This is a genomic window from Kitasatospora sp. NPDC057015 (assembly GCF_042673745.1).
Classification (GTDB): Bacteria; Actinomycetota; Actinomycetes; order Streptomycetales; family Streptomycetaceae; genus Kitasatospora.
The window spans coordinates 1,143-2,055 of sequence record NZ_JBHUSG010000133.1 but is presented as its reverse complement, the minus strand read 5'-3'; the positions used below and the strand labels follow the sequence as shown (position 1 = coordinate 2,055).

Sequence of the window (913 nt, the reverse complement as noted above, 5' to 3'; positions counted from 1 at the left end):
CGCTAACCGCCACTACGCACACGTCGACTGCCCGGGCCACGCTGACTATGTGAAGAACATGATCACGGGCGCAGCGCAGATGGACGGCGCGATCCTGGTTTGCTCGGCAGCAGACGGCCCGATGCCGCAAACGCGCGAGCACATCCTGCTGGCACGTCAGGTTGGCGTTCCGTACATCATCGTGTTCCTGAACAAGTGCGACATGGTGGACGACGCTGAACTGCTCGAGCTGGTCGAGATGGAAGTTCGCGAACTCCTGTCGAAGTACGACTTCCCGGGCGACGACACGCCGATCGTGAAGGGTTCGGCGAAGCTGGCGCTGGAAGGCGACACGGGCGAGCTGGGCGAAGTGGCGATCATGAGCCTGGCCGACGCGCTGGACACGTACATCCCGACGCCGGAGCGTGCAGTTGACGGCGCGTTCCTGATGCCGGTTGAAGACGTGTTCTCGATCTCGGGCCGTGGTACGGTCGTGACGGGTCGCGTTGAGCGCGGCATCGTGAAGGTCGGCGAAGAAATCGAAATCGTCGGTATCAAGCCGACGGTGAAGACGACCTGCACGGGCGTTGAAATGTTCCGCAAGCTGCTGGACCAAGGTCAAGCGGGCGACAACGTTGGTATCCTGCTGCGCGGCACGAAGCGTGAAGACGTGGAGCGTGGCCAGGTTCTGGCGAAGCCGGGTTCGATCACGCCGCACACGCACTTCACGGCTGAAGTGTACGTGCTGAGCAAGGACGAAGGCGGCCGTCACACGCCGTTCTTCAACAACTACCGTCCGCAGTTCTACTTCCGTACGACGGACGTGACCGGTGTGGTGAACCTCCCCGAGGGCACCGAGATGGTCATGCCGGGCGACAACACCGAGATGCGCGTCGAGCTGATCCAGCCCGTCGCCATGGAGGAGGGCCTGAAG

At 62.8% G+C, this 913-nt stretch carries 1 protein-coding gene; it reads left to right on the top strand.

The window, feature by feature from the left end; translation table 11 throughout:
* The coding region (gene tuf / locus ACFTWP_RS41570) for an elongation factor Tu (protein ID WP_380270377.1) at positions 1-913 on the top strand (913 nt) is incomplete at both ends.